The sequence below is a fragment of the Phyllobacterium sp. RCAM01083 genome (assembly GCF_055685835.1).
Genome location: NZ_JBVFZN010000005.1, coordinates 2,366,681 through 2,393,633 on the forward strand (window position 1 = coordinate 2,366,681; position 26,953 = coordinate 2,393,633).

Annotated in this window: 28 protein-coding genes; 13 read left to right on the plus strand and 15 right to left on the minus strand. The window is 55.9% G+C overall.

Going from position 1 to position 26,953, the window contains the following annotated elements; genetic code table 11:
• Positions 1–44 precede the first annotated feature (44 nt).
• The 4 genes from ACZ25R_RS18430 to ACZ25R_RS18445 form a co-directional block, all read right to left on the minus strand.
• Positions 45–866 carry an acid phosphatase gene (locus tag ACZ25R_RS18430; protein ID WP_464662649.1) on the minus strand — a complete coding sequence of 274 codons (822 nt, stop codon included), beginning with the start codon at positions 864–866 and terminating at the stop codon, positions 45–47.
• A 63-nt stretch (positions 867–929) separates the two neighbouring features.
• Positions 930–1,958: a DUF1254 domain-containing protein gene (locus ACZ25R_RS18435; protein ID WP_472461814.1), complete on the minus strand. Its 1,029-nt coding sequence runs from the start codon at positions 1,956–1,958 to the stop codon at positions 930–932.
• A gap of 244 nt (positions 1,959–2,202) precedes the next feature.
• On the minus strand, positions 2,203–3,204 hold the full coding sequence (locus ACZ25R_RS18440; protein ID WP_472461815.1) for a helix-turn-helix transcriptional regulator: 1,002 nt from the start codon (positions 3,202–3,204) through the stop codon (positions 2,203–2,205).
• 113 nt (positions 3,205–3,317) lie between these two features.
• Entirely contained in the window at positions 3,318–4,148 is an 831-nt protein-coding gene (locus tag ACZ25R_RS18445; RefSeq protein ID WP_472461816.1) for a transporter, read from the minus strand.
• Positions 4,149–4,413: 265 nt separating this feature from the next.
• Here ACZ25R_RS18445 and ACZ25R_RS18450 point away from each other — a divergent pair, with 265 nt between their 5' ends.
• The 4 genes from ACZ25R_RS18450 to ACZ25R_RS18465 all read left to right on the plus strand — a co-directional run bounded on the left by ACZ25R_RS18450 (position 4,414) and on the right by ACZ25R_RS18465 (position 10,929).
• Positions 4,414–4,575, plus strand: a complete 162-nt coding sequence (locus ACZ25R_RS18450; protein WP_472461817.1) for a hypothetical protein — start codon at positions 4,414–4,416, stop codon at positions 4,573–4,575.
• Positions 4,576–5,067: 492 nt separating this feature from the next.
• Positions 5,068–7,473: a phosphoketolase family protein gene (locus ACZ25R_RS18455; protein ID WP_472461818.1), complete on the plus strand. Its 2,406-nt coding sequence runs from the start codon at positions 5,068–5,070 to the stop codon at positions 7,471–7,473.
• A gap of 4 nt (positions 7,474–7,477) precedes the next feature.
• Positions 7,478–8,659, plus strand: a complete 1,182-nt coding sequence (locus ACZ25R_RS18460; RefSeq protein WP_472461819.1) for an acetate/propionate family kinase — start codon at positions 7,478–7,480, stop codon at positions 8,657–8,659.
• A gap of 293 nt (positions 8,660–8,952) precedes the next feature.
• Entirely contained in the window at positions 8,953–10,929 is a 1,977-nt protein-coding gene (locus ACZ25R_RS18465; RefSeq protein WP_472461820.1) for an oleate hydratase, read from the plus strand.
• Positions 10,930–10,975: 46 nt separating this feature from the next.
• Here ACZ25R_RS18465 and ACZ25R_RS18470 read toward each other — a convergent pair whose 3' ends face one another.
• Together ACZ25R_RS18470 and ACZ25R_RS18475 are read right to left on the minus strand one after the other, a co-directional pair.
• Positions 10,976–11,398 (minus strand): DoxX family protein, encoded by a 423-nt coding sequence (locus ACZ25R_RS18470; RefSeq protein WP_472462514.1) that lies wholly within the window; start codon positions 11,396–11,398, stop codon positions 10,976–10,978.
• Positions 11,399–12,004: 606 nt separating this feature from the next.
• A complete protein-coding gene (locus ACZ25R_RS18475) occupies positions 12,005–12,631 on the minus strand; it encodes a class I SAM-dependent methyltransferase (protein ID WP_464662637.1) in 627 nt (208 codons plus the stop codon).
• 297 nt (positions 12,632–12,928) lie between these two features.
• Between ACZ25R_RS18475 and ACZ25R_RS18480 the strand changes: the two genes are divergently transcribed.
• Entirely contained in the window at positions 12,929–13,774 is an 846-nt protein-coding gene (locus tag ACZ25R_RS18480; protein WP_472462515.1) for an endo alpha-1,4 polygalactosaminidase, read from the plus strand.
• Positions 13,775–14,152: 378 nt separating this feature from the next.
• Here the strand turns inward: ACZ25R_RS18480 and ACZ25R_RS18485 are convergent, their stop codons facing one another.
• The 3 genes from ACZ25R_RS18485 to ACZ25R_RS18495 are packed head-to-tail and all read right to left on the minus strand — an operon-like array spanning position 14,153 to position 16,679.
• Complete coding sequence (locus tag ACZ25R_RS18485) at positions 14,153–15,514, minus strand: sensor histidine kinase (protein WP_472461821.1); 1,362 nt, start codon at positions 15,512–15,514, stop codon at positions 14,153–14,155.
• Positions 15,511–16,176, minus strand: coding sequence for a response regulator transcription factor (locus ACZ25R_RS18490; protein WP_472461822.1), 666 nt, complete (start codon positions 16,174–16,176; stop codon positions 15,511–15,513). The genes ACZ25R_RS18485 and ACZ25R_RS18490 overlap by 4 nt, the downstream gene beginning before the upstream one ends.
• Positions 16,177–16,178: 2 nt before the next feature.
• Positions 16,179–16,679 carry a PepSY domain-containing protein gene (locus tag ACZ25R_RS18495; RefSeq protein ID WP_472461823.1) on the minus strand — a complete coding sequence of 167 codons (501 nt, stop codon included), beginning with the start codon at positions 16,677–16,679 and terminating at the stop codon, positions 16,179–16,181.
• An 830-nt stretch (positions 16,680–17,509) separates the two neighbouring features.
• Here ACZ25R_RS18495 and ACZ25R_RS18500 point away from each other — a divergent pair.
• Positions 17,510–17,800: a hypothetical protein gene (locus tag ACZ25R_RS18500; protein ID WP_472461824.1), complete on the plus strand. Its 291-nt coding sequence runs from the start codon at positions 17,510–17,512 to the stop codon at positions 17,798–17,800.
• A complete protein-coding gene (locus tag ACZ25R_RS18505; protein ID WP_472461825.1) occupies positions 17,706–19,160 on the plus strand; it encodes an FtsB/FtsL family cell division protein in 1,455 nt (484 codons plus the stop codon). Before ACZ25R_RS18500 ends, ACZ25R_RS18505 begins: the two co-directional genes overlap by 95 nt.
• A gap of 155 nt (positions 19,161–19,315) precedes the next feature.
• Here the strand turns inward: ACZ25R_RS18505 and ACZ25R_RS18510 are convergent, their stop codons facing one another.
• Entirely contained in the window at positions 19,316–19,528 is a 213-nt protein-coding gene (locus ACZ25R_RS18510) for a hypothetical protein (protein WP_472461826.1), read from the minus strand.
• Positions 19,529–19,634: 106 nt separating this feature from the next.
• On the opposite strand from ACZ25R_RS18510, the gene ACZ25R_RS18515 reads away from it, so the two are divergent.
• The 4 genes from ACZ25R_RS18515 to ACZ25R_RS18530 all read left to right on the plus strand — a co-directional run bounded on the left by ACZ25R_RS18515 (position 19,635) and on the right by ACZ25R_RS18530 (position 23,593).
• The gene (locus ACZ25R_RS18515) at positions 19,635–20,543 is read left to right on the plus strand and encodes a LysR family transcriptional regulator (protein WP_472461827.1); all 909 of its coding nucleotides are present in this window, start codon (positions 19,635–19,637) and stop codon (positions 20,541–20,543) included.
• Between the two features lie 183 nt (positions 20,544–20,726).
• Positions 20,727–21,503: an alpha/beta fold hydrolase gene (locus tag ACZ25R_RS18520; RefSeq protein ID WP_472461828.1), complete on the plus strand. Its 777-nt coding sequence runs from the start codon at positions 20,727–20,729 to the stop codon at positions 21,501–21,503.
• Positions 21,504–21,571: 68 nt separating this feature from the next.
• Complete coding sequence (locus tag ACZ25R_RS18525; RefSeq protein WP_472461829.1) at positions 21,572–22,207, plus strand: glutathione S-transferase family protein; 636 nt, start codon at positions 21,572–21,574, stop codon at positions 22,205–22,207.
• A gap of 216 nt (positions 22,208–22,423) precedes the next feature.
• A complete protein-coding gene (locus tag ACZ25R_RS18530; protein WP_472461830.1) occupies positions 22,424–23,593 on the plus strand; it encodes an epoxide hydrolase family protein in 1,170 nt (389 codons plus the stop codon).
• Positions 23,594–23,648: 55 nt separating this feature from the next.
• Here the strand turns inward: ACZ25R_RS18530 and ACZ25R_RS18535 are convergent, their stop codons facing one another.
• On the minus strand, positions 23,649–23,945 hold the full coding sequence (locus ACZ25R_RS18535; RefSeq protein WP_472461831.1) for a hypothetical protein: 297 nt from the start codon (positions 23,943–23,945) through the stop codon (positions 23,649–23,651).
• A gap of 116 nt (positions 23,946–24,061) precedes the next feature.
• On the opposite strand from ACZ25R_RS18535, the gene ACZ25R_RS18540 reads away from it, so the two are divergent.
• Positions 24,062–24,292 (plus strand): helix-turn-helix domain-containing protein, encoded by a 231-nt coding sequence (locus tag ACZ25R_RS18540; RefSeq protein ID WP_472461832.1) that lies wholly within the window; start codon positions 24,062–24,064, stop codon positions 24,290–24,292.
• Between the two features lie 107 nt (positions 24,293–24,399).
• On the opposite strand, the gene ACZ25R_RS18545 is transcribed toward ACZ25R_RS18540, so the two are convergent.
• Positions 24,400–24,978: a TetR/AcrR family transcriptional regulator gene (locus ACZ25R_RS18545; RefSeq protein WP_464662620.1), complete on the minus strand. Its 579-nt coding sequence runs from the start codon at positions 24,976–24,978 to the stop codon at positions 24,400–24,402.
• A 139-nt stretch (positions 24,979–25,117) separates the two neighbouring features.
• On the opposite strand from ACZ25R_RS18545, the gene ACZ25R_RS18550 reads away from it, so the two are divergent.
• Positions 25,118–25,675, plus strand: a complete 558-nt coding sequence (locus ACZ25R_RS18550; RefSeq protein ID WP_472461833.1) for a DUF308 domain-containing protein — start codon at positions 25,118–25,120, stop codon at positions 25,673–25,675.
• Positions 25,676–25,688: 13 nt separating this feature from the next.
• On the opposite strand, the gene ACZ25R_RS18555 is transcribed toward ACZ25R_RS18550, so the two are convergent.
• The 3 genes from ACZ25R_RS18555 to ACZ25R_RS18565 form a co-directional block, all read right to left on the minus strand.
• Positions 25,689–26,342: a glutathione S-transferase family protein gene (locus ACZ25R_RS18555; RefSeq protein WP_472461834.1), complete on the minus strand. Its 654-nt coding sequence runs from the start codon at positions 26,340–26,342 to the stop codon at positions 25,689–25,691.
• A 39-nt stretch (positions 26,343–26,381) separates the two neighbouring features.
• Positions 26,382–26,606, minus strand: coding sequence for a DUF1127 domain-containing protein (locus tag ACZ25R_RS18560; RefSeq protein ID WP_472461835.1), 225 nt, complete (start codon positions 26,604–26,606; stop codon positions 26,382–26,384).
• Positions 26,607–26,754: 148 nt separating this feature from the next.
• The gene (locus ACZ25R_RS18565) at positions 26,755–26,898 is read right to left on the minus strand and encodes a hypothetical protein (protein ID WP_464662613.1); all 144 of its coding nucleotides are present in this window, start codon (positions 26,896–26,898) and stop codon (positions 26,755–26,757) included.
• Positions 26,899–26,953 lie beyond the last annotated feature (55 nt).

The window sequence follows — 26,953 nt, forward strand, 5'->3', positions numbered from 1 at the left end:
CGCCCCGAAATTGCGCTGCGGTGATTTGTTTGGAGAATGATTTGTCAGCGCTTTTGCTCTGAGAGCACTTCGTCCTCGACGGCACAGTCGACTGCCGGGGAACTGGCTGTTTCCAATTCCTTGCGAGCTGCTTGAATATCAGCAAGGAATTCGGGATTGCTATGGAGTTTAGCAACCGTCGCGGCGCCCATAATGCGTCCCCCGTCGACATCGCTTTGCCAGTGGGCGTTGCAGATCACCCGGCTTTGCCCGAACGACAATCCGCGCTCGAGCAGATTATCGGCTCGCTTTGGATTGACTTCGGCCAAAGTGAGCGCCCAGGCCCAGCCCGCAGCAGTGTGCCCCGATGGATAGGAACCATCCTGGCGCAACACAGCTTCTTCGTCTGGCTGACACGTGCCCTCATTGTGCACGACGAAAGGACGGGTTCTGTTGTACCGGTTCTTGATGCCATAGGTCGACAACCCCGCATCCGTCAGCACGCGTTGCATCAGGCGATAGAGATGCGGTGTCTTCTCTTCGCTGATATCCGCGCCCATAGCACAAGAAAAGTTCTTCGCAGGCTGGGGAAACTGCAGATCAGCGTCTTTGCGCGCAAAATCCCAGCGCGCTTTTCCGCGCAGCGCCATCGTAGCTTCTCTGGCAGCCTCGTCACGCGCCAGCGCCGCACTTCCGTCCGCTGGAGGGGCCCCAAGTAAAACAAGACTGTTGGGAAGCTCGCTTGATTGCAGATAGCCCGGCGCCAGATGAAAATGTGGATCAGTCACCTTCGGCCCAACGGCCGTTTCCGCGATAGCAGAACTTATATTTTGGCCAGATAAAGCCACCGCGGTGAACAAGGCCATTTGACAGATCTTTGACAACATCCAACTGCTCCTCAAAATATAGCTCCGGATACCATCTGCGCGTGGTTCCACCAGGGACTGGGTTTAGTGCTTGGCCTCGGGAAGCTTCCACTCACCACTCACAAGGGTTGGCTCCGGACGATAAAGCCGTACAGTGTAGTTCCAGCCCTCAACGATTGGCAGGCAGTTGGGGATTTTGCCGTCACAGCCTCCGAACTGGGCAGTCACCGATCCGTCGGCATTTTTCGTGGCAGTGATGTCGTTGATCGAATAAGCATTGTAGTCGTTTTTCTCGAAGAAGCCTTTTGCGTTGTAGACGCTGATCGACCAGAAAGCCTTCACCGGCACGCTCTTTGGCACGTTAAGGGTGTAGACCGTCTTGCCATCGTTTTTCTCGGGAGTGAAACTCGGGTACATGGCGTCCTTTTCCGGAATGCCACCCCAACCGGAGGCTGTGCCAATCAAGTGCTGAATCGGATCGACCTCGCCGCGGGCTCCAAAGGAATCGTGATAGGACGTCTGATGTTTTGCCAGCGCAAGCAGCGCATTGCGAACATCCGTGAGGCCCTCTTCATCCCAGTTTGGAAGGTCGAGCTTGCCTGCGTCCTTCTGGCTGACCTTGATGGCATCCTGAAGCTTGTGAACCTCGTCGAGATCCTTCGGATCATTGGGGTCAACCAGCGTCCGGACAGCAACGAAGGCATATCTGGTGCCAACTGATTTCTGCGTCAGCGTAACCGGGTTCGTCCCGTAGGCGACGATTGGCAGATAGTGATCCTGATCGACGACCATCATCGACATATAGCGTTTGCCCGCATCAGGCAGCGAGAGCGTTACCGGCCCGCCAGCAAGATCAAACACAGCAAATGAATACAGCGTATCCCGGTTCATACGGATGACCGTTTGCTTGTCAACCGGTACGGGCTCGCGGGAGTGCTTGAACTTGCCCAGTCCGCCTATGTCCTTTGTATTGGCCGCGAGGTAATGGTCGGTCTCCGCGCGGGCGAAATTGTCAACTGTGACCGGCATTTTGCTGCCTGATGTTTCGGCAAATGCTCCGCTGGCCCATACAACCGAAGCAACTGCTAGACTGATCTTAACCGAGCGGAACATGGATATACCTCTTCGTTCAAACTGACTAACGACCCCGTGCCATTCCACAGGGGGCGACACGGAGCATGCGAACACCATCTGATCGATCATCATGTGACCAACCGGCAAATTCTAATCAGTCCGTTTTAGGCATAGACGGATCACCGGTCTTGCCATTTTGTGCCAATGTCTGTCCGGCGGCGGCATTTCTCCCATCCAGGAGAAAAGGCGCGGAATGGCGACAAATATTCCGAGAGAAACACACCTATCGCAACTGTGATTGCGCGCGGAACTGCTGCGGCGTAACCCCGGCTATTCGGCGGAACGCGCGGCTGAAATGTGCCGGATCGGAATATCCGGAAGCAAATGCGATATCAATAATCTTGGAATCGGTATCCCGTAAAAGGGTGCTCGAGCGCTCAAATCTGACGGTATCGAGTATATCGGAATATGCAAAATCAACGTGAGAGAGTTTGCGTTGAAAGGTGCGCGTGCTGACGCCCGCCATCTCCGCGACCTCGGGAAGCGTTGGAACGGCTCCGTCGAGATAGGATGGCAACATCAGTTTGAGCACCTCGACGATATCGTAGCCGGAAGGCCCATCCTCATGTTCATGCGACGAGGCAAACAATTCGGTCGAACGATTGGAGAGACTAAGGCACGCAATCGGTATGCTGATCCAGGCTGCACGCTGTTCAGACAGGAAGCGCACATTTGGCCAGGAAGATTGCGTCGCCGCACTCGGCGTGTAACGAGCTTCAAAAGCCATCGTCGCCGGCATCCAGTTGGGCCCTGTGAATTGCCGGACGATGTAGACAGAGAAAATATTCTGGAGCCATTGCGCATGCTCCAGATGCAGGAGCGCGCTTGTTCTGCCCAGCCTGCTGCAAACCCGCACGTGATCACTATCGTGTTCGATCCACATGCTCAGGACCGTATCCTCCCGTGAGGCCCAGTTGCAGGCGTGCCGCAACGCAACAAGCAGTGTCGGGGAGTGAGCGATCAGCGCTCTGGTCTTTTCTCTCAGATGGGAATAATGCAGGCGCTGGCTGGCCAGGAAGCCAAAATCTTTGATGCCCTGGGTGCTCTGGGCGGTCTCAATAAAGTGGATTGCCGGCAAGAGCGGGACGTAGAGATCGCTTTTCGGCTCCAGAGACGATGGCAGCCGAAATTTTTCCAGAAGCGAATGCGTCGGCGCACCAATTTCATCGAGAATCCCGATAAAAGGAAGAAGAAACTGGCTGCGCGTTATGGGAATGGTAGCCATTGCACCTCGTCGCACTCACGTGGTTGACACTATCACTTGCCAAAATCGCGTGGGATTTACAACTTTTGGGAGTAGTGAATTTCACCGTTGTATTGCCAACACATTCGGCTCACTTATTTGGCAAACATAAATGTCAGGGTCGTGCGCAGCCCCCATTCTGGACTGCCTGCAGGTCCATCGGCGTAGTAACGCCCGCCCAGTTGCAAGCTCATAGCCTGGTTATTGATCTTGAAAACCTGGCTAGCGCCCAAATTGATTGGCACTGTCCATTGATTAGCCTCCCAGTCATAGGTTGAATCCACGCTGAGCGACATCGATCTTCCCTGGCCAAAATTATAGGAAACAAATGGCTGCAACAGACTGGCACTGACATCCTGCCTGCTCGAAGACCCAGCGACCGACCAAATATGATTGCCCAATGCGCCGACCGTCCACTCCTTTCGCTGGACAAGCGCCACCGCTGTCGGCCCAAGTCCGAATTTGCCGCTACCAAGATAATCATCAGTGGCCGTGGGCAGAAGAAACACCGGACCGGCGCCCCATATCAAACCGCCAGGCCCTGCGTTTTTGGGAGATAGAAAAAGGCTGGCATTTATATCGCCTAAACCGGAAACACTTCCGCCTGGCGTGTAGTCCCGATAGGCGATCGGTATAATCGTGCGTGATATAACGTTCCACTCATCGTTTATGCTGAATGGAATAACAGGCTGAATGTTGAGCCCGTACGCAAAGCCGCCTTTGTTGGCACCGGCTTTAAAATCAAAATTACTTTGAAGGGGAACGCTGATAAGACTGGCCAGCGGATTGGCTAATTGTTGCGACAGATCGTCAGCAGAAGGCTGCGACCAAGCCGCGCCAGAGTTAAATGTAATAAAACCAATAACCGAAATAATCGTGGCGCAGGGCCGCTTAAGCCCACCGAACAGATCATTTATGTACTGCATTTTCCACCCATCCCCTAAACATCCCGAGAGCTAGTCTTGCATTAGCAAGACTATGTTATTTGCAACATTTCACGTTTTCCCATCGGAAACTGTGCCGATCCGCACAGTTTCCGATGGGAAAATTTGCTTTTATTGTCATTGTTTTTTGGCAGTCCACATCTCGGCAAGATCGGATCGCCAATGAGAAATTGATACGCAGCTTTTGGGCAATGACTCCTGTCAAATGATACAATAGGAGAAAAGGTGCCGCGTATGTCACGAGCGAATGCCGAATGCACAGCCCTTTTCTTCCATGCCCCAGGTCACGGTGCTCCTCCTGACCAACGAGCCCCATGCCATTCCACAGGGGATCGACATGGAGCAAGAAAACGCCATCCAGCCGATCATTGCGCGATCGACCGGCAAATTCCAGTTGGCTCGTTTTTAGCATTGGTGGATCATCGGTCTTGCCATTATGTGCCAATGCCTGTCCGGCGACGGCCCTTGGCCCATTCAAGCGAAAGGGTGTTGAGCTTCGTCACCGGTTGACCTGATTTTCCATCTGCGGTCGACCAGAGCCGATCAAGACAAAATGAACACAAACATGAGTTTCGTGCGGCTTCGGCGGGTCAGGGCGACATGGCTATTGCGGTCGACGGTTGAAGATTTCTGGTGCGGCGGGCGGCTCCAACTCGCGCCCCAGATAAGTTTCCAATGTAGCAGTGCTGTTCAGTTGTCTCGTTGATCCGATGTTACGGTTACGTACCTTCCGGGATTGAAGCACTTCAGCGATGCTGGCGTTTCGACGGGAGATGTCGACCCAAACCTTGCATGTTCGAGCTTTGGGAACAGATGACAGGGCTGCGGACTTCTGACCGCAGGCTGTCGTAGAACGTACCCCGGTAGCATACTTGACTGCGGCACACGAAAAGGAGCGGCAATGCAACAGGAACTTCCCGATGTTCTCGATCCGCGCGAACTCAGTCTGATCGACCGCTACTGGCGCGCTGCAAACTATCTTTCTGTCGGTCAGATTTACCTGATGGATAACCCCCTATTGCGGCAACCCCTGAAGCCCGAACATGTAAAGCCGCGCCTCCTGGGACACTGGGGAACGACACCGGGGCTGAATTTCATCTATGCCCATCTCAACAGGTGCATCAAGGCGCGCGATCTCGATATGATCTATGTTTGCGGCCCAGGCCACGGTGGCCCCGGCATGGTTGCCAACACGTATCTCGAGGGAAGCTACAGCGACATATATCCGGCAATCTCCCGCGATGAGACTGGCATGAGGAAACTGTTCAGGCAGTTCTCGTTTCCCGGAGGCATTCCAAGTCACGCTGCACCGGAGACGCCCGGCTCGATCCATGAAGGAGGCGAACTTGGCTATGCGCTTATTCATGCCTATGGCGCTGCCTTTGACAATCCGGAACTCACGGTCGCATGCGTTGTCGGCGACGGTGAAGCCGAGACCGGCCCCCTCGCCGCTTCCTGGCATTCGAACAAGTTCCTCAATCCCGTGCACGATGGAGCCGTCCTTCCGATCCTGCATCTGAATGGTTACAAGATAGCCAATCCCACAGTGATGGGGCGCATGCCGGACAGCGAGCTGCGGAGCCTGTTCGAGGGATACGGATACGAGCCCCTGTTTGTCGAAGGCAGTGATCCCCAACGGATGCACCAGTTGATGGCGGCGGCTTTAAACAAAGCCTTCGACTGCATTTCTGCGATACAATTGGAAGCCAGAACAGCCGGCAAGGCGTCAAAGCGGCCCAAATGGCCAATGATCATCTTGCGCAGCCCGAAAGGCTGGACGGGTCCCAAGGAAGTCGATGGCAAGAAGGTCGAGGGATTTTGGCGCAGTCACCAGGTGCCCATTGCGAACGCGCGCAACGACAGCAACCACAGAAAGCTTCTTGAGAACTGGATGCGAAGTTACGCCCCCGAAAACCTGTTCGACGCGAGCGGCAGGCTGGTCGAGGATCTGCAAGCGCTCGCGCCTTCCGGAGACAGGCGGATGGGAGCCAACCCGCACGCCAATGGAGGTGGGGCACATCGTAAGCTGGATCTACCTGACTTTCGCGCACACGCCATCCCAGTACCGGAACATGGCACCGTCACGGGAGAGGCGACACGGGTTCTAGGCGGGTACCTGCGCGACGTAATGGAGCGAAGCGCTGGAAGCCGGAATTTTCGCCTCTTCGGACCGGATGAAACAGCTTCCAACAGGCTGGACGCGGTCTTTGATGTGACCGGTCGCGTCTGGATGGAGACCATCGAAGCCTTCGACGAGAACCTTGCAACAGACGGCAGGGTGATGGAGGTGCTGAGCGAACATCTGTGCCAGGGATGGCTGGAGGGCTACACCCTCACCGGACGCCACGGATTGTTCTCCTGCTATGAAGCATTCATCCACATTGTCGACTCGATGTTCAATCAGCACGCCAAGTGGCTCAAGGTCATCAATGAACTTGCGTGGCGCAAGGACGTGCCGTCCCTGAATTATCTGCTGACCTCCCATGTGTGGCGGCAGGACCATAACGGGTTCAGCCATCAGGACCCCGGTTTCGTTGACCTTGTAACCAACAAGAAGGCAGAGATCGTCCGGGTGTATTTTCCGCCTGATGCCAATACCCTGTTGTGGGTGGCGGATCACTGCCTGAAGACGCACAACCGCGTCAACGTCATCGTCGCGGGCAAACAGCCCTCACCCCAGTGGCTGGGTATCGAAGACGCCATCAAACATTGCGAAGCCGGAGCAGGCATATGGGACTGGGCCGGCAGCAATGCCGACTATGGCGAGCCTGACGTCGTCATGGCATGTGCCGGCGACGTACCGACACTCGAGACGCTCGCCGCGGTCGATCTCCTGCGGCAATGCCTGCCGCAATTGCGTGTCCGGGTCGTCAACGTCGTCGACTTGATGACGCTTCAGCCGCAGGACCGCCATCCGCATGGTCTGACGGATGCGGCATTTGATGCGCTGTTCACAACAACACAGCCGGTGATCTTTGCCTATCACGGCTATCCCTATCTCATCCACCGCCTGACCTATAGCCGCAGCAATCATGCCAACATTCATGTCAGGGGTTTCAACGAGGAAGGAACGACGACGACGCCGTTCGACATGGTGGTTTTGAACGAACTCGACAGGTATCACCTTGCCATCGAAGCCTTGAAACGCCTGCGCGGGCAACCGCCCCGCGGCGCTGAACAGGCCATCGAGCATTTTCGCAGCAAGCTTGACGAACATGCCCGTTACATCCGGATACATGGCGAAGACATGCCTGAAATCCGGGAGTGGAGCTGGCCCTACCCGTCGGCTGCCGCAACCGGGGATTGAGGCCGTGCCGGATTTGATCCTTGTTCTCAATGCCGGATCGTCAAGCCTCAAGTTCGGGGTGTTTGCGTGCTCTGAAACGGCCGTGACGGAGGTCGCCAGGGGGAAATATTCCGACCTTCACGGCACACCACATTTCTCCACAAGCACCGGCACACGCAAAGCCTCCGGGCTCTCGCTGGAAACGGGCAGTTCATTGCGCCATGTTTTGGAGCACTTGACCGGATGGCTAGCGAGCGAAGGACATATGTCATCGATCGTTGCGGCCGGACATCGTATCGTTCACGGCGGCACTCAGTATTATGCGCCGGTCAGACTGACGCCTGACGTCCTTGACGAACTGGACGCGCTGACCCCGCTGGCTCCTCTCCATCAGCCCGCCAGCCTTGAACCGGTCCGCGTGTTACGGGACGTGCTGACCGACCTTCTGCAGATCGGATGCTTTGACACGGCCTTCCACCATCATCTCGGCATCGAAGCCCGCAGCTACGCACTTCCGATCAGGTATCAAACGCAAGGCATCCGAAAATTCGGTTTTCACGGTTTATCCTACCAGCACGTTGCATCCGAGCTTGCGGTCGTCTCCCCGCAACTGAAGGGAAAACGAACCGTCGTCGCGCATTTGGGCAACGGGTGCAGCCTTTGCGCCATGCGGGATGGCACCAGCGTCGATACGACGATGGGGTATACCCCATTGGACGGTCTGATGATGGGAACGCGATCGGGGAGCTTGGATCCCGGACTTCTTCTCCACCTGATACGCGAGCTCAAAATGAGTCCCGATGCAGTGGAACATCTGCTCTACAACCAGTCGGGCCTCCTGGGAGTCTCCGGAATATCCGCCGACATGCACACCCTGCTGGACTCGAGCGACCCGCACGCCTTGGCGGCAATCGATCTGTTCGTCTACCGTGCCGTCGCCGAAGCCGCCAGAATGACAGCCGCGCTCGAAGGTCTGGAGGTGCTGGTTTTTACCGGAGGCATCGGCGAAAATTCCTGGCAGATTCGTGAACGGATCTGCGCCAGATTGGCTTGGCTCGGCGTACTTCTGGACCATCGGGCAAATCGTGCCGGAGCGGCCATCATCAGCAAGCCCGAAAGCAAGGTTGACGTTCATGTTGTCGCGGCCAACGAAGAGATCGTCATAGCGCGAAGCGCGGCCGACATGCTGAAAACCCGAGGCGTTTGACGATCAGGTCCTGAACGAGCTGCGTTCGAGCATTCTGTTACTGTTACATGCTTCCATTGCTTCAATGCATAATCAATTGTTTACTGGGGGAACCGCCTTCGATTCTGGAGATTGCACCAAACTTTATCGATAGCAGCTCAGGCAATTTCGAACTTCGAAGATCCTGAACAAGTGGAAGAAGTGGTGTGTTGAGTTCATCCGATGGATCACGATTTGACGTCACCCGCCATCAAACCGATAAATCCCGCAAAGCATTCAAGCTGGAATTTCAACTCGATCCGGAGAGAGATGCCATGACCAACTCGAACACCACCGCCAGCAAATCCGGCAAGACGTTCACGGTCGAGGCCGATGCCACCGCCGCCTATTGGCACAACAGCGCCGGCAACAGCCTGCCGCCACTCGACATGATGGGAGCGTATATGCGCAACCGCCCGGTCCTGACCGGACCGGCTGAACGCCGCAAGGCCTGGATCGTCGGCAGTGGCATCGCGGGCCTTGCCGCCGCCTTTTACATGATCCGCGATGGCGGCATGGCGGGCGAGGACATCACCATATTGGATACGATGCACATCGAGGGCGGCTCGCTTGACGGCGCGGGCAATCCGGAGGACGGCTATATCGTCCGCGGCGGCCGCGAGATGAACTGGAACTACGACAATCTGTGGGACATGTTCCAGGACGTGCAGGCGCTCGAACTGCCCGAGGGCTACAGTGTCCTCGACGAATATCGGTTGGTCAACGACAATGACCCGAACTTCTCCAAGGCCCGGCTCATGCACAAGCAGGGCCAGATACGTGATTTTTCGACGCTGGGCCTCTCCAAATCACAGCAGTGGGAACTGATCCGCCTGATGTTGAAGCGTAAGGAGGATCTCGACGACATCACCATTGAGCAGTATTTCAGCGCGGGCTTCCTCGAAACCAACTTCTGGTACCTCTGGCGCTCCATGTTCGCGTTCGAAAACTGGCAGAGCCTTCTTGAAATGAAGCTCTACATGCACCGGTTCCTCGACGCGATTGATGGGCTGACCGACATGTCGGCGCTGATCTTCCCGAAATACAATCAGTTCGACAGTTTTGTTCGTCCCCTGGTAGCGCATCTGCGGGAGCGCGGTGTGAAGGTGCAGTTCGACACGCGCGCCTATGATCTCGACATGACCGTCGAAGGCGAGGCCCGCACGGTAACAGCCATCCGGGCCAAGGTGGGCGGAGCCGACACGGCTATTGCCGTTGGCCCGAAGGATCTGGTCTTTGCGCTGACCGGGTCGATGACCGAGGGCACTGCTTATGGCGACATGGACAATGCCCCGGTGCTCGACCGCGGCAGGCATGACCCGGGCGACGCGAGCGATTGGGCACTGTGGAAGAATCTCGCCAGGAAGTCGCCCATCTTCGGCAAGCCCGAGAAATTCTACGGCAACGTTGACGGCTCGATGTGGGAATCCGTGACACTCACCTGCAAACCGTCGCCCTTTGTCGAAAAGCTGAAAGAGCTTTCGGTCAACGATCCCTATTCGGGCAAGACGGTGACCGGAGGGATCATCACCTTTACCGATTCCAATTGGGTGCTCAGCTTTACCTGCAACCGCCAGCCGCACTTCCCGACCCAGCCGAAGGATGTTCTGGTGGTCTGGGTCTATGCGCTGCTGATGGACAAGGAGGGCAACTTTGTCAAAAAAGCGATGCCGGCCTGCACCGGGCGAGAGATCCTGGCCGAGCTTTGCTATCATCTCGGCATTGAAGATCAACTGGACGATGTGGTGGCAAACACCAAGGCGCGCATTGCGCTGATGCCGTATATCACAGCGCAGTTCATGCCGCGTGCAGCGGGCGATCGTCCGCACGTTGTGCCCGCGGGCTGCACCAACCTTGGCCTGATGGGCCAGTTCGTCGAGACGTCGAACGACATCATCTTCACCATGGACAGCTCAATCCGCACCGCACGGGTCGCCGTGTACACGCTTCTGAACCTGCCAAAGCAGGTGCCGGACATCAGCCCGACCCAGTATGATATCCGCTCGCTGCTCAAAGGGGCACGGGCGCTGAACAATGGCGAGCCATTTCCAGGCGAACGCCTGCTGCATCGTCTGCTGGACAAGACTTACTATGCCCACATCCTGCCGCCGCTGCCCGAATCCGACGCCGCCAAGCGCGGGACCGCCGAAAGCGAACTGACGGGGCTTCTCGGCAAGGGCAACCAGGCGCTCGGCACTGTGTTCGCCTGGCTGGAAAAGATGCGAGAAAACTTCACCACAAACAAGAATTAGGGTTCGCCAGATGACGCGTCGCCACACGCTATGACAAGCCCGGCGCTCAGGCCCTGCCTTGCCAGCCCGCTCCGAGCGCAAGCACGCTTCCCGGCCCGTGCACGGCAGCGAAGAACAAACCGGCTACAAAAGTGAAATGGTCGACGAAGAAGCCGAATTCGGCCTGGTTGCTGGCCCAGTGCGACGGGCCGTGGAATGAAAATCCGAGGAAGATGACATAAACGGCCGCGACTATCGCCGCCGGAGTGAAAACGGCGCCGGTCAGGAAGGCGATGACCAGCAGCATTTCGAGGATCGCTGCGCACCAGGCGAGAAACAGCGGGAACGGGAAGCCGGCGGCGGCGATGTAGCTTGCCGTCGCGCCCATATCCATGAATTTGAAGGCGACAGCCATCAAAAAGACAGCGGCGAAGATAATGCGGGCAATGAGAATGGCGGCAGTCTGCCAGGCCGTTTGAGCGTTTTCCATGATGAACCTCCGGGTTGAAGCGGTTGATGCTGCAAGGACGGCCAAGATAGGGAGATTCCGACAGGGCTGGGAAAATTTGTTTTGCCGGGCGATCACCTGCATGGGAAAGGCCCGCCAAGTCAGGAGTTCAATAGGGAATTTCCGGGATGCTTTTAAACGCTGCACCGTACTGGAAGATGTCCGAGGACGGCAGGATCGGATCTGCAGGGTGGAGCTCGAGACGTTCGCGGGCTATTATTAGCTAGACATCACCGGTGTGCCGCTCATATCTGAACGGGAGCTTCTTCAGCTCGCAATACGCTTGCAAAGGATCGGTCGTACGCGCCACAGACGCCTTGAAAATCTTCCTTTGAAAAAGCCGAAAACAGGCGAGTTTGGGACATTTTCATTGTAGCCCGAAAGTCTACAATCCAGATCAAAAAACCCGTTGTATCGTGCCTCTTGGCAAAAACACGAATAAAGGCCGTCAAACAAACAACGACCGCTTTGCGCCCGCATGTCGGCCACAGAGGGGATCTTTGCCTTCGACCGGAAGCTGACATTGCGGTGACTGCCTAGAGCTCATAGTCGCACTACAACCGGCCATTCCCGCAAGTTCTGTGTGGATCACGCCCGGCTCGCCCGAACGCTCAGCCACCGATCATGGGGCTTTCCAACGCACCGACGTACCTCGCTGACGATCCAGCCGGCGTCTGTGAGTGCGGACCGCAGGGCGGACTCGCGCCAGTACGTCTCGACGTAGCGCCGGGGCGCTGCAGCACTGCCGTGTGTGGACACATCCTCGCCGTCGCCCTCTCGAACGGAGGCGTGCAATCGGCCACCGGTCCGGGTCGCCTCGGCAAGCCGCCCAAGCACCGTGCCGAGATCCTCACGCGCAACATGAATCAGGCAGGCACAGGCCCAGATCCCGTCGTAAGGCGTACCGGGACGCTGCGGGTCGGCCAAGTCTTCGGTCAGCGGGTCCAACGGGTCGGCCTCGAAGCCACTTTCGCGAAGCAGTTCGACGAAACCCTTTGAAATGTCGGTGCGTCGGACGCTAATTCCCCGCTTCTCAAGCTCAAGTGCATCGCGTCCGCCACCGCTTCCAATCTCCAGCACCCTGCCCGCGCCACCCAGCGCGGTCACGAACACATCGATCTCTGTCGCGACCCATTCGGGCATCGCCGCGGCCTCTGAAGCGTACTCCGCCGCGACCATATCATAGGACCGCACGGTATCCAGGTCGGTGCTCATCCTAGCGCTCCTCCTTCAAGACAAGAGACCTGATGAGCGACAGGCCCATCAGTCCGATGCGCCCGTCACACTTCGGCAGTTGGTGACTTCGCGGGCGATTTGCTTCCCAGCTTTAGCAGAAATGCGGTCAGAGACACCACCGACCGTCAGAAGCTGTTTCATTACCCTTGACCTCGGTTCGCCAAGAAGCAAATATCCAGATTTAGCTGACCCAGGCGGTAGCCAGTCCGTCATATTAGTCACGCCAGAACGCCGTGCTCGAGGCGGGGAACTCAGCTAGACAAGGTCTTGATCGAAATGCGTATTCAATGGTTCCGAACGGCGACGATCGCCGCCGTCGTCGCTACAGGCTGCGTTGTTTTGTCTGCAAATGCTCAAACTCTAACGTTGCCTCCGGCCCACGGTAAATTCGACTACCAGATTGGAGGCGATTACAACCCGCAACGCAGTGTTAGGATTGTTGTCCGGGACAGAAAGGTTGCCCCTGCAAAAGGTAAATACAATATCTGTTACGTGAATGCCTTCCAGACGCAACCGAAGCAGAAGGAGTGGTGGACAAAAACCCATCCGAATCTGCTGATCAAGAAAGATGGTGAGTATGTTACCGATCCAAAATGGCCGGAAGAGTATATATTAGACACATCTTCAGACACAAAACGAAAGGATCTGATGAAAATAATTGGTCCCTGGATCGACAAATGTGCGGCTGACGGCTTTAAGGCCCTCGAACCCGACAATCTCGATTCATGGGACAGATCCAAAGGCGTTTTGTCACCAGAAACCAATATCGAGTTTGCCAAGCTGCTGGTCAAACGGGCTCATGATGCCAATCTCGCTGTCGCCCAGAAAAACGCCTCGGAACTTGCACCCAAGGGCCCAAAGATAATCGGCTTTGATTTTGCGATTGTCGAAGAATGCCAATACGAGAAGGAATGCGGCGAGTACACCAAAGTGTATGGCAATCAGGTTTACGAGATCGAATACAATGACAACAACAAGGATACCAATGGCAATCCCGTTGATCCCGTAAGTTTTTTCAATGCCGCGTGCGACGAACGCGGTGGCAATATCTCTGTCATCTACCGTGACCGCAAAGTCGTTCGGGACACTTCGCCCGATTACGAATACGAAGTGTGCGACTAGTCAGATTGACATACGGTCTTGCTTATTCTGCCAACACAATTTCTAGAAGTAGAGGCTGCATCGCTGCAATCGACTGGATGATGGATGGGCCAATTTCCGCAATTCTTTCGATATGATGTTTTCCCATACGCATCGATTACGCCAGCGCCTGGAAGTCAATCGATTGGCGCGATTTGCAGCGGATCATCATCGGGACCATGAGGAATTGTGGTGTTGATTTCCACGCGGAACTGAGCCGGTTGGAAAGACCAGCAGCGAGGTCGTCGCCTATCAAAAACGCACGCAAACCGTCGCGGCGCAACAGCTGGGTCGAGGAACGAAGGGAGCGCATGCTACGGGAGCAGGCTGCCACAGATCTATTCACTACAAACGACATTTCTAATGGGCGGCCACACTTGGCAAGCGGATGATGACTTCAAGTCCACCATGACTGGAACGTTCAAACGCAATCGTTCCGTTGTTGAGGGACACAATCTCGGAAGCAATCGCCAGGCCAAGGCCAGTGCCTGTGACTGTCTCGTCCAACCGCCCGTCACGTAGACCAATCGTACTGTGATCTGAGAACTGAATGCCCGGACCATCGTCGGATATTTGCCATTCGACGAACGCGCCATCCTGCTTAGCCTTGATGTGGATTTGCGTTTTCGCCCATTGCGCTGCGTTCTCCAATATCACACCGACAAGCTCGACAAGGTCGTTTACGTCGATGTCGACGTTCAGACCATCCTTGACATCAACGACCCAGACCAGTTGTTCGCCTTTGGGTGTTCTTTTCAACACCGCAATCGTGCGGGGAACAACGCTGCTTAATGACGCGCTGAGGGCGTGCATCCGAACGCGTTGACGCAGTCGGACCAGCCTTAACTGATAATCTATCCGGTCACGCATCTCGTTCGTCAGATCGACGATTGATGCTGCGCTGCGAGTGTTGCCGCCTTTTTCCAGCTCATAGGCGATCGTGCCCAACACCGTCAGCGGGGTTTTAAGCCCGTGAGCAAGATCGGATGCACGGGATCGCGCAAAATCCATCGATTTCTGTTGCATGGCAAGGAGGGAATTCACTTCGCCGACCACAGCAACAACTTCCAGCGGGTAGATGGCATCGATTGAAGATGCAGCGCCGTTGCGGATACTTTCAATATCCTTACGCAATTTCTTAAAAGGAGAAAGACCGAACTGCACCTGCAGGATGACGGCAACGACAAGGACAAAGCCGAGGACCAGGAGCGCTAAGGCCAGTTCCCACCCAAAGCGGGTGATCGCCTCATCGAGGATAGACCTGTCTTGAGCGACGATGATCTGAAAACGCCGTTCACCTTTGGTTTCTGCAAAGCGTGCCGTCAGGGACAATGCAAGCAATGATTGGCCCACCGGCCCTTGAACGGTCGACAGCTGTCCGCCTTCATTTGAGGGGCTAACCTTGAGAACATAATCCCAGAGCGATCGCGAGCGGATGTTTTGCTGGGTACCAAGATCTGTGATCTGCCAATAGAGGCCGCTGACCGGTGTCTGATAGCGTGGATCGGGCAAAGCGCCAGTAAGCAAAGGTGCGGCACTGAGGGCGTCCGGATTGATCAAGGCGACAAGGCGCGACATTGTCGCCGATAAATCTGCGGACGCGCCGCGTTCCACGTTGTTGGTGAATAGATAGCCGATGGTTACACCCGCCAAGACGAGGGCAATGGCAATCCAAATACCAGCTCCCAGTATAAGACGAACCCGTAAAGACTGGATTCTCAAGGGGCATCCCCACCGAGGATATACCCAAAACCTCGACGTGTTGCGATGATATCGGCACCTAATCTCTTGCGCAGGCGACCGACCAAGACTTCAACGGCGTTCGAACCGCCCTCGAAGTCCTGCGTATAGAGATGTTCGGTAATCTCGACCTGTGAAACGACACGTCCGCCCTGATGCGCCATGAAAGCGAGCAGCCGGTATTCTTGTGGTGTCAATACGATTGGAACGCCCGCGCGCGAGACCTGTCTCATCCGTGTGTCGAGAACCAGTTCGCCAATTTCAATCTGAGATGATGCAAAGCCACCTGCCCGACGCACGATCGCACGTATGCGTGCCACGACCTCCTCCATCCGAAAAGGCTTTACAACGTAATCGTCAGCGCCGGACTCGATTCCTTCCACTCTTTCGTCCCATTGTCCGCGCGCCGTAAGAATCAAGACGGGAACGTTACGTCCTGCGCGGCGCCAGCGCTTCAGGATCGTCAAGCCATCCAGCGTTGGAAGGCCCAGGTCAAGGATCACGGCATCGAATGTCTCGGCGTCACCCCGGAACCAAGCGTCTTCTCCATCTCTGGCGTATTCCGCAAGGAAACCGGCGGCCGATAGCGCTGTGCCAAGCGACTCGGCTATGCGGCGGTCATCTTCGGCAACGAGTATCCGCATATTTATCTCACTCTTATGAGTTTGCCTGTGCGGGCATTGAAAGAATAGCGGCTGACTTCGCTGTTGGTCTCGAGCACCTTCAACTCATATTGGAGAATACCCCTCACGGGGCGCAACCGCGCGTCAATGATCTGGCCGTTGGTAAGGTGGCGGGCAATGGTTACAATGTCGTCTAGTGGGAGGGCTCTGTTGGCTTGGACGGCTCTTAAAGCGCCATTTGGTCCTTCAAATTTCTCGTCGGGTCGGTTGCCTCCAGGACCGTCGGGGTAAGATTGCTGATCGCTTTCGGAATCATCCGAATCGGAGACGCCATCGCCCGAGTCCGGTCCACCCATAGAGCCACCGTCGCTCGAAGAGCCATCCGAACCGCCGTCGTCGGAGATCTGGATGTAATGAGCACCCTCGTCACTTGTCCATTCGTGTGCCTGCACCGCCTTGGGAAGGTGTAGTGCCAGGACAACGACCGCAAACCGCAGCAACGCCCTCAAGGGCCGAAAACGCACTCGCATCCTCCTAAAACCATCTAAGCCCTTCAAGGGGATAGCTTAGATCAACGAAGCTGACAATTCGCTGACAACGCACTCACGCGTTTTTCAGGCATCATAAAGTATACCCACCACCGAAGAAGCAAAAACAAGTGAATTGGCAACGAGGTCAAAATCCATGCAACCGCGCGGACATTAGACGATCGCACACGATGGCATGTCTCTTCGAGATTCGAGCAAAAACCTGGAGCTGCAACATGAGAGTGCTGTTTCGTTTTGTACCAGTCGTCATTTATGTGACTGCGCTATCGGGAATGTTTTTTACGATATTGGTTGCCTGGCCCGACATGCCTGCAGGACATTTCAGATTTTCATACAATGTCGGGCAAACCGGCGGCCCTTATGTCAAAACAATAAACTGGTAACGAGTCTTCACCAGTCTTCGATATGCCCGACCGTCACGAATTCCCAATACCCTAAATCGCAGCGTCCCAACCTTCAGAATCGCACCGATTAAAGTCTCCAAGGTCACATATCTTCGACGTTTGATAGGCCCAAAAGGAATACAAAATGCAGACGCTATTTCGCTTTATGCCAGCTGCCATCTATATGGTCGCTCTATTTGCAATCATTTCGTCGATATTGATCGTTCGGCCATCGCATGTCAGCAGGCCGTTCAACTTACATTGCCAGTATGAAAAATACTCCGATTGCAAAATGGTGCGTTGAGATTGAATGCACGGTGTAGAAGGCCCCTTCTTTATGGTGCATCCACCCTACTGGGTAACGGGGCTGTCACCTCCACAGGTTTGTTCGGATCATTGTTTGAACGATGCTTGACACCCGACATGACCAGACGCTTTGCCGCTCCAGATGAAGAGCATGCAGGGGCCTGTTCGGATGAACTTTTCAGCACAAAAGCAAACGGCAGACCAAACCCAACGGTGATCTGGACAAACCGAAGCAGCTCTAAAGCCGCATCCGAACCTGACAACGCTGCGCGTGCAACTTGCCCGCGCCTGCCCGATACGCAAGAGGACAAGAATGAACTCGATCAGAAAAACACGCCGCATAACAATGATGTTGAGCAGCGCCCTTCTTTTGGCCATGACCGGATCAATCACCGTTCCTTTGTTTGAGAGCAGCCAAGCTATGGCTGCGTCATCTGCAAAGATTGACGCTGCCCAACTGCAACTCAATATGCGCCGCTCTCTTTCAACTATTCTTGTTGCTTACAAAAACGAACCCCAAAAAGGCTCGCGGGCGGATGCCATGCTCATGAAAGCGACAAACAAAGCACTGCAGGCACTTGGGAGCCTTGAAAAAGGTATTAATGCCCGCGACCCCAAGAAAATGGCGACTGCTACAAGCAATCTCTCTGTTGCAGTTGGCCGCATTGAAGCAATTTCGGATTCTGCCAGGATTGCCAATCCGACGGTGCGCGAAGGCGTCAGGGCTCTTTCCACGAACTGGGCCGCCTATGGGACGCGCTATGCGCTTACTGAACCAGTCAAATCAAAACCCGTGAGGGCAAGTTTCGAGCAGGTAAAAGAACTAAAGGCGCAGGTAGCTAAGCTTCGCTCACAGGTGAACAGGCTGCAAACCGAAACAAGGTCCAATACTCAGCTTGCAGCCAATATCAGAAGACTGTCGACCCAATTGGACCGGATCGAACAGGACCGTATTGATGAGGCAAACTATCAGCGAACCGTCTTTCTCCTCGGTTCGTTTATGGGCTGGATGGACGGCTATCGGGTCGTCACGACGACTTACTACCCGGCTTATACCCACTACTTCGTAGTGGAACGGGTTACCTATGAATATTGGGAGACCTGCTGGACCGACTATTACGAGCCCTATTACACCTATACAGACTGGAGCTACTACGATGATCCGTTTACGCCCACCGTCAACATTAACATCAATATCGACGCATCGACACAAGTGGTGGTCAACAACTACGCTGAACAGAACATCAGCGTCATGATTGACGAGAGTCATCAAACTGAAAATTATTTCGAGAACCTGCCAATTGCCGAAACTGATGTTGACATGAAGCAGGTGGACTACACTCCGTCCACACCGGCTTATGAATTGGAGAAAGAGATCACCAGATCCTCATTGGACTCCCCAAAAACGATACCTGCTCCTATTGAGGCAGGCAGCCAGGTCGAGCCCAACGACAATACCGCCGATGAAACTCCAACGGGTGATTCAAATGCACGAATGCCATCGGTCGCAGAAGAACCAGTAGCTGAGCCTATCGTCCCGGCTAGCGAACCGGAGGAACAAAAGAGCAGCGCGCGGCCTGAACCATCCGTCCGCACCTCTGAAGAAGCTATAATCGTTGATCAGGATGAACAATCCCCATCCACGAAAAGAGAGCAGGTCGTCGAGCCTTCCGACAATGATGATGCGAACGTGCAACCGCCTGATCACGAGCCGGCGGCAATCCCAGAAGCATCGCATGAAAGTGAAGATGAGCAGCCTGTTCAATGAGAGCAGGAATATGAAAGTTTTGCCGCCTGATGAGCCGTTTTCCAGTGGTTGACCGGATCTGATTGAGATTAAGTTGTGATCAAATAAAAGGTCACGAAGTTTATCCATGCTAGGAACCACGACCGATAGCAAACACTTACGCTACGTGCCGCTCTTTACATACTAGTGCCTGACAGGCTCCGCTCCCGCATGGTCTCCAGGTCATCTTCCTTCTTCAGGTCAAGCACCACGGACTTCTTGCCGCGGTTGAACGCCATGCGGGATGCGCCCATTCCCTGCACAATCCCGTCATAGGTGGTCACGCCCAGCCCAGTCTGAACCTTTTCTAAGCCGGGAGTTCGGGCTATCTCCATGAAGCTCTGACGCACCTAATCTCTCCTGACACCTGTTTCGCCGACCGCAACTAGCATTCCGGCCACGTATGAACTATGAGTTGCGGGTAGAAATGACTATTCCATTTATTGAGAGGATCGGATGGATCGCCTTGAGGCCATGTCGATGCTGCTGGAAGTTGTCGATCATGGTAGCTTCTCCGCTGCCGGGCGGGCGATGCGAGTATCGCTGCCAACATTGAGCCGTCGAATTTCCGAACTGGAGGCCCTGCTTGGCGCGCGCCTGCTCACGCGCACGACCCGCAAAATCACACTCACGGATGCCGGCGCTGCGTATGTCGCTGCCACACGAGAGATTCTCAATAAGGTGAAACAGGCGGAGCGCGAAGTAGCCGGCGAGTTCATCGAGCCGATCGGCGAATTGGTCGTAACGGCTCCCACGATGTTCGGACGCCTTCATGTCTTACCGATCATTACTGAGTTTCTGGAACTTTACTCCGGAATTCATGTGCGGTTGGTGCTGATCGACACCAATCTGGCACTCGTCGAGGAGAATGTAGATGTGGCGATCCGAATCGGCCAGCTGCCAGATAGCGCCATGACCAGCAGCCGCGTGGGATCGATCCGGACCGTCCTGTGCGGCAGTCCCCGTTTGTTTGCAGACAAGGGTGAACCGCGCACACTCGATGATATCGCCCACTTTCCCTCAATTACGGTAAACATGCCCATTCCAGTTGCACAGTGGCGCTTTGGTGTTCCCGGCTCGCTGGACGCACGCATTCCGCCATTGTTGTCTCGCCTGACGGTAACAACGCCGGAGGCGGCAGCGGCGGCAGCGATCCAGGGGGCTGGGCTCACTCAACTCCTGCATTACCAGGTGGCCGATGCTGTAAGAGCCGGAACGCTGCGGATCGTTCTCGAGGAGATGGAACCGGCCCCGTCTCCGATCCATCTGCTCCATACGTCAAAGGCTCCGCTGCCGCTCAAACTTCGCCGTTTCCTCGACTTTGCCGCGCCGCGGCTTCGCAGCGACCTCGCGGCTCTGTCATAGCTCCAAGCCCATCGTGAACCGTCGTGTAGGCGCGATACTTCCATTTAATGAAATAATATCTTGTCGATTTGCGTAGTTCTGCACGCATGGCGTAGCGGTTAGATAGGCTTTCGGCAGGTGGCGGCGTTGTGAGTTCTTGGTAGCCTCGCAGACCCCCGCCCGTATTACGAAGGAGGTAGAATAATGGTTACGGCAGAGTTTTCACATAACCACATGACTTCCATGCAAGGAGATATTAAAGAGGCCGCGCCTGGCACAACTATTGTGCTGGTGCATGGGGCGTTTGTGGATGGTTCGGGTTGGCGAGCGGTGCACGATAGACTGACCCGCGACGGTTGTCGCGTCGTAGTCGTGCAGAACGCCATCCGATCGCTGGAGGATGACGTTGCCAATACGCGGCGTGCGATCGCGGCAGCACCTGGTAACGTGATCCTTGTTGGCCACTCCTACGGGGGCGTCGTCATCTCAGAAGCAGGCAATGACCCGAAGGTCGTTGCCCTGGTGTATGTCGCTGCATTCGTCGCTGATGCGGGAGAGTCGGTCCAGACGTTGACGGCCAATCATGCACCGGGCGGATCGAAACCACCCTTCCTGCCGACCGGGGACGGCTACCTCCTGTTTGACACCTCCAAATTCCCTGAAGTCTTCGGCCAGGATCTTTCTCCCGAAACGAGCAGCTTCATGGCAGCTGCGCTTAAGCCTTGGGCCATCGCATCGATGGCGGGCAAGGTCACTGCCGCCGCGTGGCGCGTGAAACCCAGCTGGTATGTGGTCGCCATAGACGACAGACTTGTCCACCCCAGTCTTCAACGCAGGATGGCAGAGTCGGCCGGCGCGCGCGTCGTTGAAGTCGCCGGCAGCCATGCGATCTACATGACCCAACCCGAAGCCATCGCCATGACGATTGTGCAGGCGGCAAGAGCCACGGCGGAATGTGGAGCGAACCAAGTTCTAGTTTAGAGGCTTACCGCCCGCAGATAGAACGATGCAGTGATTGCAACATCCGGTTAAAATAAGGATTACTCCACATGTTGACACTTTATTACTTTCCACATGCCTGCTCGATGGCTTCCCACGTCGCATTGGAAGAGGCGGGTGCCGCCTTTGAGTTAAAGAAGGTAAACATCCTAACAGGCGAACAGTTCAAACCTGAGTACCGGGAGATTAACCCGCGGGCAAAGGTGCCGGCACTTCGCTTCGACGATGGTCAGGTTCTGTTGGAATCCACCGCCATTCTCGGCTGGATCGGGAGTGCATTTCCCGATCAAGCGCTCCTCGGCAGAGATCCGTTTGAACGGGCGCAGACAATTGCGACCTGTGCCTGGCTCTCCGGTACCGTCCATCCCACATTCACGAAGTTCTATCATCACGAACAGGTGGTATCGGACCGGGGCCTGTTTGCAGCTGTAAAGGCGAAAAGCAAGGAGAACTATTGGGACCACCTCCAGGAAATGGACCGCATCATGGAAGGCCGTACGTGGATGACGGGTAGTCATTTCACTGTCGCTGATCCATACGCCCTGGTGTTCTTCTCATGGGGACGCGATCTTGGGCTGCCGATCATCGACCTGACCAATCTCATGGCCCTGAAAGACCGTCTGATTGAGCGGCCGGCGGCTCGTCGGGTGCTTGAGAAGGAGAAGAGCGTCCTACTGTCCTTGTGAGCGGTTGGCTGATGCCAAGTTGATCACCACGACCAACTACGCAGATCTCTTAGGTGATTACCAAAAAAATATGGCATCTATGGCAAATCGAAAAAAGCTGATGATGCCGCTCCGGCTCGATCATTGATAGGCTAGCCCCGAGTACGCATGAAACGGTAGCCGCCGACACGTAGCGGAATGTGGAAGTACAAAACACATTCTTGAAGGAACCGCCACATGAAGCCCTTCCAGATCAGTATCGCCGACGAACAGATCGACGACCTAAAAACACGGCTGCGCCAAACGCGCTGGCCCGGCTCGATATTTCAGAACGGGGACGAGGATGGGGTGAGCCTCGCACTCGTTCAAAAGCTAGCAACACATTGGTCGGACGAGTTTGATTGGCGCGCAAGGGAGGCGCAATTGAACGAGCTACCCCAGTTCACCGTCGATATCGATGGGCAAGACATTCATTTCATCCATAAAAAGGGAGCGGGACCGAATACACGGCCCCTTATATTGACGCACGGCTGGCCCGGCTCCTTCGTAGAGTTTGAAAGAGTAATTCCACTGTTGACGGACCCGGGCTCACACGGAGGTGACCCGCGCGACGCATTTGACGTTGTGGTGCCTTCGCTCCCCGGCTTCGGCTTCTCAGCAGCGCCAAGGCAACCTGGATTGAATGCCCGGCGGGTTGCCGGACTTTGGCAGAAGCTGATGCTTCAACTTGGCTATAAGCGATACTTTGCGCAAGGTGGCGATATCGGAGCGGGAGTATCGGCCTGGCTTGGTGCTCTCTATCCGGACTCCGTCGAAGGAATTCACTTAAACTACATTCCCGGAAGTTTTCGGCCGCCATTGGGGGCGGATTATCCGGCCATTACAAGTGAGGAGCAGCAGTTTCTGGACTGGGCCACAAAGTTCGCGAGCATGGAGGGTGCCTATTCACAGCTACAGGCGACCAAGCCGCAGACGCTCTCGTTCTCCTTGTCAGACAGCCCGGTCGGTCTGCTGGGTTGGATAACCGAAAAGTTCGCGAGCTGGTCCGACTGTGGCGGCGACCTAGAGACGGTGATATCTGCAGATGTGTTACTGACGAATGTATCAATTTACTGGTTTGGAAACACCATCGACTCGTCCCTTCGCATGTACAAGGAAAATCGGTTGCAGCCTTTTTCGTTTCCGGATGTTTCAAACGTAAGCGTACCGATGTCGTTCGCACATTTCCCGAAGGAACTGCCAACTCCACCGCGATCATGGGTCGAGCGCGTATTCGATGTGCGGCGATGGACAAATATGGCGAAGGGCGGCCATTTCGCAGCGCTTGAACAGCCCGAACTCTTAGTCCGTGATATTCAAGATTCATTCCGCGTGTCTGACACGCCAATATCCAACCGTCTGAGATGATTGCAGAATATAACTGGTTATGATGGGATCCTTGGTTCGGTTCAGGGAAGCGGCTTCAAGACTGCGCCAGACGCTTCCTAATTACCTTCCGCACACGCCACCAATAAGTCTGCTCCGCAACGTCGCTGCGATACCACGCGCGCTCATGACGGGCGAAAGCCTCACGTTCCGGGTCGGCGGAGCTGGCAATAATGTCACCTGCCATGCTGTCGATCTCAGCTTTCGGGATCATTCTCGGCTTAATGGCGTCTATCCAAACGACCCACAGGATGAGGCCAATGAAAATCACAACCTGACCGCCGCAGAAAATCAGCAGAAACAAAGCTATACCTTGGAAAATCATATCCAACATTTGCCATCCTCGCCCATATGACGGCATGCAGATTATAGTCAACATAACGAAAGTGAAAGCAATTTTGTTGACTATAATCCGTTGGACTATTGTCTACAGCATGATCAATCCGCAGCATGGAAAACGTTCGCGGAATTCTGGCGCGCAATGTCAGGCTTGGCAGACAAAAGCTGCATCTTTCTCAGGAAGAGCTCGCAGCCCAAGCAAATATTGACCGCACCTATATCTCAGGCATCGAGCGGGAAACGCGCAATCCAACCATTACGATTGTCGCCAAGATCGCGGAGGTTCTTGGAACCACGGCGGCGGCGCTGCTTACCAATCAATCAAAAACAACAGAATTCTAGCGTTACTGGACATAACCCTCGCCCCCGCATAACCACCCGCCAGCATACAAGGCAACCCAGCGGGTATTGGCGGCTGAGCAAGCCGCCTCGGAGGCCGTCTGCGCTGGCTACTTCGTCAGCTTGGCCACCTGCGTGCTGATGATGGCAATGAACAATCCGGGGTCGCCAAAAGCCCGCGCGGAGAGCATGGCCCCGTGAACCGATGCCATGAGCATCTGGGCCTCCTCCTCGGGCCGCCCGTTCAACCGGAACAGGTCCTGCTCCGCCCCGGCGCTCAGCACCGACGCAAGCCATGCCGCGAGGCTTTGGAAATGCGCGCGGACGCGTGATGCGACCTCTTCGGGCAGCATCTGCATCTCGCCAGCCAGCATCGCGCAGACGCAGAAGGGCTGCGAGGCATCGCGAATGCATGTGTCCCAGTAATTCAGGTAGAACTGCAACTGTTCGGCAGGGCTTGCGACCTGCGCGCGCAGCGCTTGCAGACCGGTTTCGGCCTGCTGCCTGTAACGGTCCACCAGCACCGCAACCAGTTCCGCCTTCGTCGGAAAGTGATGGTGGATGCTCGCCTTCCGGATGCCGATCGCAGCCGAGATATCGGCATAGCTGAACCCGTTATAGCCTCCCGCGACGATGAGAGACTGCGCGATATCAAGAATTTTCTCTGAAGTCGAAGCCATTGATTTCATAGCGCTGCCTACCTTCTGGTAGGCTAAATGTCAAGGCTTCGCATCGCTCTCGCTTCTCACAATGAGGTGTTCGAGCACCGGGTTGACTCACAAGCGAAACCTTCCTACTGGTAGGTAGACAACAACAAGGAATCTGCCAATGCAAAGCCAATCTTCAACCCCGTCCAGCTGGCTGCGAACCTATTATTTCGCACGCGCCATTTTCTCCGTCGCATGGGTTGCCGCCGCCATCCTCTTCAGTGCGCAACCCGCTCTCGCTGTGGTTCTGCTCATCATCTACCCGGCATGGGACGCCCTCGCCAATCTGGTTGATGCCCGTGTCAATGGTGGCCTGAAAGCCAACCCGTCCCAAGCATTGAATGTCGCGGTCAGCACGATAACGACGATTGCCATCATCGCAGCGTTGAGCAGCAGCATGTATGCCGTTCTGGCGGTGTTTGGCGTCTGGGCGATCTTTTCAGGTCTGCTGCAGCTGAACACGGGGATAAAACGCTGGCGTCATTACGGCGCGCAATGGCCGATGATCCTGAGCGGCGCGCAATCCGCCCTTGCCGGCGGTTTCATGATCAGCCGATCCATCGGCACTGTTGCGCCGACAATACTGGACATAGCTCCCTATGCGGCGTTCGGCGCGTTCTACTTCCTGCTTTCCGCGGTCTGGCTTGCCGTCACGGCCTACCGCAAGGCAGTTGCCTAGGCGTTATCGCTCCCTAATCGCGATCCGATGCGGCGGTGAACACCGCCCGTTGGGCTGAAAAGGCGCGCTGGTAGGCGGGGCGCGCTTCGCCGCGCGCGACATAGGCGGCAAGGCTCGGAAAGTCCGCCACTATGCCCGATGCCCGCAGCCGGATGAGCACGTGCACCATCATCAGGTCCCCGGCGCTGAACGCGCCGTCGAGCCACTCGGCATCATCAAGCCGGGCTGAAAGTTCGCCGAGCCGGTCCCGGATGCGGTTGTCGACGAGAGGCATGCGCTCCGTGCGCCAGCTCCTGTCCCCCTCCGCAAACAGGGCGACCTGACGCTCGAGGATCGGCGGTTCCACCGTGGCGACAGCGGCAAACATCCAGGCGATGGCGCGCGCCCGCGCACTCCCATCATTCGGCAGGAGGCCGGGATGGCGCTCTGCGATATGCAAGACGATGGCGCCGGACTCGAACAAGGCGAGCCCGTCTTCCTCATAGGTCGGAATCTGTCCGAACGGCTGCAGCTCCAGATGCGCGGGCTCCTTCATCGCCCTGAATGAAACAAGTCTGGTGGTGTAGGGCTGGCCGACTTCTTCCAGCGCCCAGCGCACGCGCATGTCGCGCGCCAGGCCCTGACCCTTGTCGGGTGAACGTTCAAAGGCGGTAATGGTGATCGTCATGGCGGTTCTCCATCGCTTCTGCGTCCTGAAGACGATTGGCTATGCGGGATTCCGACACTGCTTGCTTGAGATAATCTTTGCCCTTGGGAGAGCGACGTCCTTGACCCGCAGGTCCATATAAGCCTCCGGCCAGCCGATATCGTCAAGAATATGGTCGGGAAGCTCGTTGATATGCCGGTGCGTGCGGGCCTTGCGCCAGCGCCGCGCAAGAAGGCCGGACAGGCGCTTCATCCCGGCGATGACATGTGAAATCAAATCGGCCATTTCAGCCTCCATCATTCTGGTTTCCCGGTTGGTGCGGCGGGTGCCGGTCAGGACCAATGCGCAACGGGGCCCGTGCCCCCCTCGGCACGATGGATACGCCCGGACGGCGTATCCACATGCTTGCGGGCAACCTGAAACGGCTGCCTGTTCATGACGGCTTCCCCGCTGCGGCTTCCCGCAGCTTGCCGGCGCATTCCTCGCAGCAGACCTCCACGGTCTGGTCGCCGATCTTCACTTCGATGACGGTCGCATCCAGCGCGTCATCGCAGACGGCACAGGTTTTCTGGCTCATGATCTCAACTCCTTTTACCCGCCTATCGGGCAGGTAGAGGAGACCATTGCGGGCG

Bases quoted from the DNA above. Each gene is read 5' to 3' on its own strand.
- ACZ25R_RS18555 (WP_472461834.1), bottom strand. From the start codon at position 26,342: ATGACGATCACCATTACCGCCTTTGAACGTTCACCCGACAAGGGTCAG.
- ACZ25R_RS18565 (WP_464662613.1), bottom strand. From the start codon at position 26,898: ATGAGCCAGAAAACCTGTGCCGTCTGCGATGACGCGCTGGATGCGACC.
- ACZ25R_RS18535 (WP_472461831.1), bottom strand. From the start codon at position 23,945: ATGTTGGATATGATTTTCCAAGGTATAGCTTTGTTTCTGCTGATTTTC.
- ACZ25R_RS18530 (WP_472461830.1), top strand. From the start codon at position 22,424: ATGAAGCCCTTCCAGATCAGTATCGCCGACGAACAGATCGACGACCTA.
- ACZ25R_RS18540 (WP_472461832.1), top strand. From the start codon at position 24,062: ATGGAAAACGTTCGCGGAATTCTGGCGCGCAATGTCAGGCTTGGCAGA.
- ACZ25R_RS18430 (WP_464662649.1), bottom strand. From the start codon at position 866: ATGTTGTCAAAGATCTGTCAAATGGCCTTGTTCACCGCGGTGGCTTTA.
- ACZ25R_RS18515 (WP_472461827.1), top strand. From the start codon at position 19,635: ATGGATCGCCTTGAGGCCATGTCGATGCTGCTGGAAGTTGTCGATCAT.
- ACZ25R_RS18520 (WP_472461828.1), top strand. From the start codon at position 20,727: ATGGTTACGGCAGAGTTTTCACATAACCACATGACTTCCATGCAAGGA.
- ACZ25R_RS18505 (WP_472461825.1), top strand. From the start codon at position 17,706: ATGAACTCGATCAGAAAAACACGCCGCATAACAATGATGTTGAGCAGC.
- ACZ25R_RS18550 (WP_472461833.1), top strand. From the start codon at position 25,118: ATGCAAAGCCAATCTTCAACCCCGTCCAGCTGGCTGCGAACCTATTAT.
- ACZ25R_RS18480 (WP_472462515.1), top strand. From the start codon at position 12,929: ATGCGTATTCAATGGTTCCGAACGGCGACGATCGCCGCCGTCGTCGCT.
- ACZ25R_RS18440 (WP_472461815.1), bottom strand. From the start codon at position 3,204: ATGGCTACCATTCCCATAACGCGCAGCCAGTTTCTTCTTCCTTTTATC.
- ACZ25R_RS18450 (WP_472461817.1), top strand. From the start codon at position 4,414: ATGCCGAATGCACAGCCCTTTTCTTCCATGCCCCAGGTCACGGTGCTC.
- ACZ25R_RS18490 (WP_472461822.1), bottom strand. From the start codon at position 16,176: ATGCGGATACTCGTTGCCGAAGATGACCGCCGCATAGCCGAGTCGCTT.
- ACZ25R_RS18435 (WP_472461814.1), bottom strand. From the start codon at position 1,958: ATGTTCCGCTCGGTTAAGATCAGTCTAGCAGTTGCTTCGGTTGTATGG.
- ACZ25R_RS18455 (WP_472461818.1), top strand. From the start codon at position 5,068: ATGCAACAGGAACTTCCCGATGTTCTCGATCCGCGCGAACTCAGTCTG.
- ACZ25R_RS18465 (WP_472461820.1), top strand. From the start codon at position 8,953: ATGACCAACTCGAACACCACCGCCAGCAAATCCGGCAAGACGTTCACG.
- ACZ25R_RS18560 (WP_472461835.1), bottom strand. From the start codon at position 26,606: ATGGCCGATTTGATTTCACATGTCATCGCCGGGATGAAGCGCCTGTCC.
- ACZ25R_RS18525 (WP_472461829.1), top strand. From the start codon at position 21,572: ATGTTGACACTTTATTACTTTCCACATGCCTGCTCGATGGCTTCCCAC.
- ACZ25R_RS18500 (WP_472461824.1), top strand. From the start codon at position 17,510: ATGACCAGACGCTTTGCCGCTCCAGATGAAGAGCATGCAGGGGCCTGT.
- ACZ25R_RS18475 (WP_464662637.1), bottom strand. From the start codon at position 12,631: ATGAGCACCGACCTGGATACCGTGCGGTCCTATGATATGGTCGCGGCG.
- ACZ25R_RS18445 (WP_472461816.1), bottom strand. From the start codon at position 4,148: ATGCAGTACATAAATGATCTGTTCGGTGGGCTTAAGCGGCCCTGCGCC.
- ACZ25R_RS18545 (WP_464662620.1), bottom strand. From the start codon at position 24,978: ATGAAATCAATGGCTTCGACTTCAGAGAAAATTCTTGATATCGCGCAG.
- ACZ25R_RS18470 (WP_472462514.1), bottom strand. From the start codon at position 11,398: ATGGAAAACGCTCAAACGGCCTGGCAGACTGCCGCCATTCTCATTGCC.